Source organism: Empedobacter sp. UBA5924 (assembly GCF_002431085.1).
GTDB lineage: Bacteria > Bacteroidota > Bacteroidia > Flavobacteriales > Weeksellaceae > Empedobacter > Empedobacter falsenii_B.
This window is the reverse complement of record NZ_DJDM01000013.1, coordinates 1-7,233: the sequence shown is the minus strand read 5'-3', so window position 1 is coordinate 7,233 and position 7,233 is coordinate 1. Positions and strand designations below refer to the sequence as shown.

The following is a 7,233-nucleotide window of genomic DNA, read 5'->3' as shown; positions in this document are numbered from 1 at the left end:
GAGCTACCAGGTCTCCGTTTTTTCGGACTGCAAATATACGATTATATCTGAGTTTACAAAACGAAAGACGTTTTTATTTTTTTATATAAAAAAGAACGTTTTGACTAAGTGACCTGGCTGGGGCTCGAACCCAGGACCCCAACATTAAAAGTGTTGTGCTCTACCAACTGAGCTACCAGGTCGGTTTCTTAAATCGAGTGCAAATATAGGGCGTTTAATACTAATTTAACAAACGTTTTGTGAAGTTTTTTACAATTTATTAATTAATCATTTCGGTTTTAAGAACTTAAATTTAGATAAATTTTTAGTTTTTTTTTGAAAGATAGAATTTCGGATAAGAAAACTGAAAAAATAAGCCATAGAAACATCATTTTATATATTTGATAAATGATTTATATACTATATTTGTCATCCAGCAAATCTAAATCTATGTGAACCGAAATTATTTTCGGAACGCTATTTAAAGATTGAAATTTTAGAATGAAGAAGAATATACTATATATTATTATTGCTTTGTTTTCGATAGTGTCGTGTAAAAAATCTGACAACCCAGAGGCAGACGTACCCGATTCTGAATATGCAAACAATTGTAATCAGGAAACAAAAGATGCACATTTGTCTAATTTTGCATTGAAAGAATTAAAGGAATTAATAAAAGATCAACCACAGATTATTCATCAAAAATTGAATGATCGTTGTTTCAAGGTTTCTAAACTTGGAAAAAATTTATACATTCAAAATTCAGATCGTTTAGATTCTTTGAAGATTAAAAACAATAATCAAGGAACGATGTTTTTGAATAAAATAACAGCAATACAGGTTTCGCAAGAGATTGTTTATAAATTAACATATTCTTTTCCTATTAAATTCTTGAATCAATATAGAGCAGAAATCAAAAAAGATGCGCCAAAATCTAAATACCATCATTCAAATTCAATCGTTACTAACGAAGATTATCAAGTAACTTATAATGTTGAACGTTATGATGCAAGACGTTTGGAGAATACGTATTCATATCAAATTGATACGTTTGATGGATATGCGAGATTAACTATTTTTTATTCAGAAGACTTACCAGTAGACTAATCATGATTATTTCTTTAGTAGGATATATGGGTAGCGGAAAATCGACTACCGGAAAAGATTTAGCCAAAGCATTGGGTTTCGAATTTATCGATCTTGATGATTTTATCGAAAATAAATATCAAACAAAAATTAGTGAGATTTTTGAAAAAGAAGGCGAATTAGGTTTTCGTAAAAAAGAAAGAGAAGCCTTAAAAGAAGTTCTGACTTCAACAAACATTGTGCTTTCTTTAGGCGGTGGAACTCCTGTTTATTACGATAATATGAATGAGATTGCCAACAATTCAATTTCATTTTTCATGCGTGTACAATTACCGCAATTGGTGAAACGATTGGAAAATAAAAAAGAAACTCGACCTTTAATTGCTCATCTTTCTAATGAAGAAATGATGGAGTTTATTGCGAAACATTTATTTGAACGCAATCAATATTATGAAAAGGCAAAATATACAATCAGCATTTCAAACCAAAGTACATTAGAGATTTTGGACGAAATTATGAAACATCTTAAAAAGGAGAAGATTTGGAATTAATCCAAATCTTCTCCTTTTATAATGATACCTTCAGTATCTTCTCCTCCCTCTTCTAAATAATCATCCAAATCTCGACGATCTTTTTTCGTTGGTCGACCTTCACCTCTTTCACGATAATAATCTTGCGAAAGTTTACGAAGCTCTAACACATCATATTCTTCTTTTGGCGTTGTATCCACAATATGTAAGGTTAATAATTTAGCTCCAATTCTATTATTTGGCACTTGCAATACTTTAAAAGATAAATTTATTTGATCTTTTCTCACCTCAATCGCATCACCTGGAATTATATCTCGCGACGCTTTTGCTACATCTCCATTTACTTTTACACGATTTTTTTTAACCGCATCAGCCGCTAAAGATCTCGTTTTATAATATCTAACACTCCAAAGAAATTTATCTAATCTCATTTAAAACTGAATATTTGTTAGGTTAAACTAATATTTTTTCTAAATTCGCAATATAAATCGAAATAACATGATAAAGAAATTCTTCGTTACTTTAATTGCATGTTCTGCTGTTTTAGTAGGATGTAATAATGATGATGATAACGGTGTGAATAAAGAAACTAAGATTCCAGTTGAAGAACGTAATGCATTAGATGATGAAGCGATTCAACAATACATGGAAGATTTTTACTTCAACTCTAAAGGTGTACTTACAAAATTTGATACCATCAAAGGAAACGAAGATGATGCTTATCCAACATTAAAATCTTTAGCAAAGCAAGATGAATTAGGAATTTGGTATGCCGAAAATCCTAATCATAAAGGAACAGGAAAAACTATTATTTCTAATGATAGTACTTCTATTTATCTAAGTTCTATTTCAACATATTTTGTTGCAACAAATAGTACAGACTACAAAAGAAAATATGGTTCTTTGGATCAGTTTTATTACTCAAGTATAAATACTGGAGATGGTTCTGCTACGCAAGATCCAACTTTTTATTACTTTACACCAACAGCAACTGAAATTAAAAATGGGGTAAAAAGAGAACACATCGAATTAAAAAACTTTGTAGAAGGATTAAAACATTTCAAAACAACTGAACGTGCTACAACTGACTTGTATAACTTTCAAGGTGTAATTATTTTACCTTCTCGTTTAGCTTATGCGAGAAACAAATATTATGTTACAAGCACAGGATTGACTGAATTTTCAGCTTATAGAGATGCAACTATAATTTTCAATTTCGAATTACCTAAAATCGAAAAAAGAACAACAGAATAATTATCTTCAAAATAAGATAATCTTACAAAAACCATCTGTATTGATGGTTTTTTTTTATCTTTAAATTTCAAAATGTATTAGAATTAAACCTAAAAAATGAGTATAATAAAATCTATTATCGATAACGATTTCTATAAATTCACCATGCAATTTGGCGTTACAAAATTGTATCCAGATGTAATGGCGCGCTATAAATTCATTAACCGTGGTGAACATCAATTTCCTGAAGGTTTTGCGGAAGAACTGCAAAAAGAAATCAATGCAATGGCTTCGCTTTCTTTAACCAAAGACGAAAAAAATTTTTTCACAATAAATTGCCCTTATTTAAGTCCTGCTTATTTAGATTTTTTGCAAGGTTATCGCTATGATCCAAATGAAGTAAAAATCACTCAAAACGGTACTGATGTAGAAGTTCACGTAGAAGGATATTGGTATCGTACTATTTTATGGGAAGTTCCAATCTTGTGTTTGATTAGTGAAATTTTCTATAAATTAACAAATGCGCAACGCATTTCTAACGAAGAAATCACAAAACGTACAAGCGATAAAGTTGATTTATACAATCGTCTTGGCGTTACAGTTGCGGAATTTGGTACCCGTCGTCGTCACAGTTACGAAGTTCATGATGTGGTAATGAAAGAATTAACAAACCATAAAGGAAAAAGCTTTGTTGGAACTTCGAATGTTCACTTTGCGCATAAATATGGTGTAAAACCAATTGGAACACACGCTCACGAATGGTTTATGTTTCATGGTGCACGTTACGGATTCAAAATCGCGAATTCAATCAGTTTAGATCGTTGGGTAAAAGTTTATTATGGTGATTTAGGAATTGCTTTGACTGACACTTATACGTCGGATGTTTTCTTTGGACAATTTGATAAAAAATTATCTAAATTATTTGATGGTGTTCGTCATGATTCTGGAGATCCGATTGAGTTTGGAGAAAAAACAATTGCGCATTACGAAAAAATGGGCATCAATCCTTTATTCAAAACGATTATTTTCTCGGATGGATTAAATTCAGAAAAAGTGGAAATGATTACAAAAGCTTTCAAAGGAAGAATTGGATTATCATTTGGAATTGGAACCAACTTAACAAACGACACTGATTTAAAACCTATGAATATCGTGATGAAATTGACCGAAATTTCTTCTATTGATATAAAATGGACAGGTGTTGTAAAACTTTCGGACGAAAAAAATAAACATACCGGAACGCCACGTATGATTGCTCTTGCAAAAGAAATGTTAGATTTAGATGACATTCCATCACATGATGCGCCAGAAAATGATTAAGAATATTCTTTAAAATAAAAAATGGAACTCAATATTGAGTTCCATTTTTGTTATCATTTAATATAATGAAAGATTACTTATTCATTAAATCTTCGATTTCTTCTGCTTCTAATGGAATATTTTGCATCAAGTTGAAAGGTTTTCCTTCTTTCTGAATTACATAATCATCTTCCAAACGAATTCCAAAACCTTCTGCTGGAATATAGAATCCTGGCTCGTTTGTGAAAACCATTCCTGCCACAAAATCATCAGTTAATAAACCATAATCATGTGTATCTAATCCCATATGATGAGACGTTCCGTGCATCATGTATTTTTTGTAAGCTGGCCAAGCTGGATCTTCATTTTGTACATCTGCTTTATCCAACAAACCTAAACCTAACAATTCAGAAGTATAAACTTTTCCTAATTCTTCATGGTATTTGTACCAATTATTCCCAGGAACTAACATCGTTTCCGCTTCTTTTTTACAACGTAAAACTGCGTCATAAACTTCGCGTTGGCGTTTTGTATATTTTCCATTAACTGGAATTGTACGTGACATATCTGATGAATAATTTGCATATTCAGCTGCAACATCAAACAAAATCAAATCACCGTCTTTACATTCTTGATTATTTTGAATATAATGTAACACATTTGCATTATTTCCAGACGCAATAATTGGCGTGTATGCAAAACCTTTTGAACGATTACGAAGAAATTCGTGAACAAACTCAGCTTCGATTTCGAATTCCCAAACTCCAGGTTTTACGAAATTTAAAATACGACGGAAACCTTTTTCTGTGATATCACACGCTTGTTGAATCAATTGAATTTCTTCTGGTTCTTTTACAGAACGTAAACGTTGCAAAATAGGGTTTGAACGTAAATAAGTATGTCCAGGATAATCTACTTTCAATTGTTTTACAAAACGATCTTCGCGCGTTTCTACTTGAGGTGCTTCTGTTACACGATAATGCTCATTTTTATTTACATAAACATTATCTGCTTCTACCATCAATTTGCGCAAAACATTTGGTAAATCTTGTAACCAAAGTACAGTTTTGATTCCAGAGACTTCTGTTGCTTGAGCTTTTGATAATTTTTCTCCTTCCCAAACTGCAATATGATCGTTTGTTTCACGAACAAATAATACTTCCTTATATTTAGGATCGTAAGCGTCAGGAAAAATTAATAAGATAGATTCTTCTTGATCAACTCCAGATAAATAAAAAATATCACGATGTTGTGCAAACGGTAACGTAGAATCTGAAGAAATTGGATAAATATCGTTAGAATTGAAAATAGCAAGAGAACGAGGTTTCATTGCTTTTACAAATTTCGCTCTGTTCTTTACGAATAACTCGCTTGGAATAGGATTGTATTTTGTTGTCATAAAATTTTACATTAATTATTATGACCAAATTTAAGAAGATGTTTTTAGAAAAAAAAGGAAAACCCTCGCAGAAACGAGGGTTTTAACCTTAACCAACCTAAACCTATGAAAAAGCCATTAGCCTTTTATGTTGACAAATGTAAGCTACTTTTTTTAAACTGCAAATTTTTTTTAAAAAAAGTCAATATTTTTTGAAGATCAATATGATAAAACGATAATATTCAATAAATAAGGTTTTAATAAAAATTCAATAAATATTCATTTGTAATATTTGGATTATTATTTATATATTTGCACCTCGAATTTTAGTATAAATAATAACTTAAAAGAAGTTAAAAATGACACATTACGAAACTGTTTTCATTTTGACTCCCGTTCTATCTGATTCTCAGGTAGAGGAAGCAGTTAATAAATTCAATGACTTTGTTACTGCTAACGGTGGTGAAATCGTAGCAAAAGAGAACTGGGGCTTAAAAAAATTAGCTTACCCAATTCAAAACAAAAGAAATGGATTCTACCACTTAGTAGAATTTAAATCAGACAATAACGAGTTAGTTTCTCAATTAGAAGTTGCTTACAAACGTGATGAGCGTGTAATCCGTTTCTTAACTGTGAAATTAGACAAACACGGTATGGACTGGGCAGAAAAACGTAGAACAAAATTAAAGTCTAACTCTAACAAATAAGCAAAGCTATGGCAATTGACGATTTAGCAAAAAAAGCAGCTGGAGGTAGCGAATCAGAAATCCGTTATTTATCTCCTTTAGATATCGAAACACAATCAAACTCAAAATATTGTCGTTTCAAAAAATTTGGAATCAAATACGTTGACTATAAAGACGCTGATTTCTTAATTCAATTCGTGAATGAGCAAGGTAAAATTTTACCTCGTCGTTACACAGGAACATCTTTAAAATACCAAAGAAAAGTTTCTAAAGCGATCAAAAGAGCTCGTCACTTAGCATTAATGCCATTTATTGGTGATCAATTAAAATAATAACCTAAATATTAAAATATCATGAACGTAATTTTAAGACAAGATGTAGAAGGTTTAGGTTTTGAATTTGAAGTTGTTTCAGTAAAACCTGGATACGCACGTAACTTCTTAATCCCTCGTGGATTAGCATCAGTTGCAACTCCAAATAACGTAAAAGCATTAAACGAAGTTTTAGAAGCTCGTAAAGCAGAAGAAGCTACATTAATCGCTGCAGCAAAAGAAAAAGCAGCTAAATTAGATGGTTTAGTTGTTAAAATCGACGCTAAAGTTGGTTCTGGAGACAAATTATTTGGATCTATCAACAATGCAGATTTAGCAGAAGCTTTAGTAAAAGCTGGTGTTGAAATCGAGAAGAAAAACATTAGAATCCCTGGAAATACTATCAAACGTTTAGGAAAATACGAAGCTAAAGTTCGTTTCCACAGAGATGTTGAAGTAGATTTCGGATTTGAAATTGTACCAGATGCTGCATCTATCAAAGCTGCTGAAGAAGCTGCTAAAACTAGAGCAGAATTAGCTAAATTAGATGCTCAAAAAGCAGCTAACGCTAATAAAGAAGAAGGTTCTTTCTTTAACTTCGATAACCCAATTTACGCTAACGACAAAAAAGCGAAAAAAGAGGAAGTATCAGAAGAAGTTGCTACAGAAGAAGCTCCATCTACAGAAGAATAATTATTATTCAACTATATATAAAAAAACCTCGCAATTGC

At 31.4% G+C, this 7,233-nt stretch carries 8 protein-coding genes, 1 tRNA gene and 1 pseudogene; 7 read left to right on the top strand and 3 right to left on the bottom strand.

Annotation, left to right across the window (positions count from 1 at the left end):
* Positions 1-109 precede the first annotated feature (109 nt).
* Positions 110-182: transfer RNA gene (locus tag B3792_RS03160), tRNA-Lys, on the bottom strand.
* A gap of 298 nt (positions 183-480) precedes the next feature.
* Between B3792_RS03160 and B3792_RS03155 the strand changes: the two genes are divergently transcribed.
* Both B3792_RS03155 and B3792_RS03150 read left to right on the top strand, forming a co-directional pair.
* On the top strand, positions 481-1,086 hold the full coding sequence (locus B3792_RS03155) for a hypothetical protein (protein ID WP_115001390.1): 606 nt from the start codon (positions 481-483) through the stop codon (positions 1,084-1,086).
* Between the two features lie 2 nt (positions 1,087-1,088).
* On the top strand, positions 1,089-1,616 hold the full coding sequence (locus B3792_RS03150; RefSeq protein ID WP_180904953.1) for a shikimate kinase: 528 nt from the start codon (positions 1,089-1,091) through the stop codon (positions 1,614-1,616).
* Here the strand turns inward: B3792_RS03150 and B3792_RS03145 are convergent.
* On the bottom strand, positions 1,613-2,026 hold the full coding sequence (locus B3792_RS03145) for an RNA-binding S4 domain-containing protein (RefSeq protein WP_180904955.1): 414 nt from the start codon (positions 2,024-2,026) through the stop codon (positions 1,613-1,615). The two genes, B3792_RS03150 and B3792_RS03145, sit on opposite strands and share 4 nt — an antisense overlap.
* A gap of 67 nt (positions 2,027-2,093) precedes the next feature.
* On the opposite strand from B3792_RS03145, the gene B3792_RS03140 reads away from it, so the two are divergent.
* Both B3792_RS03140 and pncB read left to right on the top strand, forming a co-directional pair.
* Positions 2,094-2,849 (top strand): hypothetical protein, encoded by a 756-nt coding sequence (locus tag B3792_RS03140; protein ID WP_286494656.1) that lies wholly within the window; start codon positions 2,094-2,096, stop codon positions 2,847-2,849.
* A 96-nt stretch (positions 2,850-2,945) separates the two neighbouring features.
* The gene (pncB, locus tag B3792_RS03135) at positions 2,946-4,148 is read left to right on the top strand and encodes a nicotinate phosphoribosyltransferase (protein ID WP_280062556.1); all 1,203 of its coding nucleotides are present in this window, start codon (positions 2,946-2,948) and stop codon (positions 4,146-4,148) included.
* 73 nt (positions 4,149-4,221) lie between these two features.
* Here the strand turns inward: pncB and B3792_RS03130 are convergent, their stop codons facing one another.
* Positions 4,222-5,526: an aminopeptidase P family protein gene (locus tag B3792_RS03130; protein WP_180904959.1), complete on the bottom strand. Its 1,305-nt coding sequence runs from the start codon at positions 5,524-5,526 to the stop codon at positions 4,222-4,224.
* 338 nt (positions 5,527-5,864) lie between these two features.
* Here B3792_RS03130 and rpsF point away from each other — a divergent pair, with 338 nt between their 5' ends.
* The 3 genes and pseudogenes from rpsF to rplI all read left to right on the top strand — a co-directional run.
* Positions 5,865-6,212, top strand: a complete 348-nt coding sequence (rpsF, locus tag B3792_RS03125) for a 30S ribosomal protein S6 (RefSeq protein WP_038334492.1) — start codon at positions 5,865-5,867, stop codon at positions 6,210-6,212.
* Between the two features lie 8 nt (positions 6,213-6,220).
* On the top strand, positions 6,221-6,523 hold the full coding sequence (gene rpsR, locus B3792_RS03120; RefSeq protein ID WP_019976570.1) for a 30S ribosomal protein S18: 303 nt from the start codon (positions 6,221-6,223) through the stop codon (positions 6,521-6,523).
* Between the two features lie 21 nt (positions 6,524-6,544).
* A pseudogene (rplI, locus tag B3792_RS03115) lies at positions 6,545-7,042 on the top strand (50S ribosomal protein L9); the annotation flags it as partial.
* Between the last annotated feature and the right edge of the window lie 191 nt (positions 7,043-7,233).

Excerpts from the sequence above, each read along its gene's own strand:
- B3792_RS03155 (WP_115001390.1), top strand. The coding sequence starts at position 481 with ATGAAGAAGAATATACTATATATTATTATTGCTTTGTTTTCGATAGTG.
- B3792_RS03150 (WP_180904953.1), top strand. The coding sequence starts at position 1,089 with ATGATTATTTCTTTAGTAGGATATATGGGTAGCGGAAAATCGACTACC.
- B3792_RS03145 (WP_180904955.1), bottom strand. The coding sequence starts at position 2,026 with ATGAGATTAGATAAATTTCTTTGGAGTGTTAGATATTATAAAACGAGA.
- B3792_RS03140 (WP_286494656.1), top strand. The coding sequence starts at position 2,094 with ATGATAAAGAAATTCTTCGTTACTTTAATTGCATGTTCTGCTGTTTTA.
- pncB (WP_280062556.1), top strand. The coding sequence starts at position 2,946 with ATGAGTATAATAAAATCTATTATCGATAACGATTTCTATAAATTCACC.
- B3792_RS03130 (WP_180904959.1), bottom strand. The coding sequence starts at position 5,526 with ATGACAACAAAATACAATCCTATTCCAAGCGAGTTATTCGTAAAGAAC.
- rpsF (WP_038334492.1), top strand. The coding sequence starts at position 5,865 with ATGACACATTACGAAACTGTTTTCATTTTGACTCCCGTTCTATCTGAT.
- rpsR (WP_019976570.1), top strand. The coding sequence starts at position 6,221 with ATGGCAATTGACGATTTAGCAAAAAAAGCAGCTGGAGGTAGCGAATCA.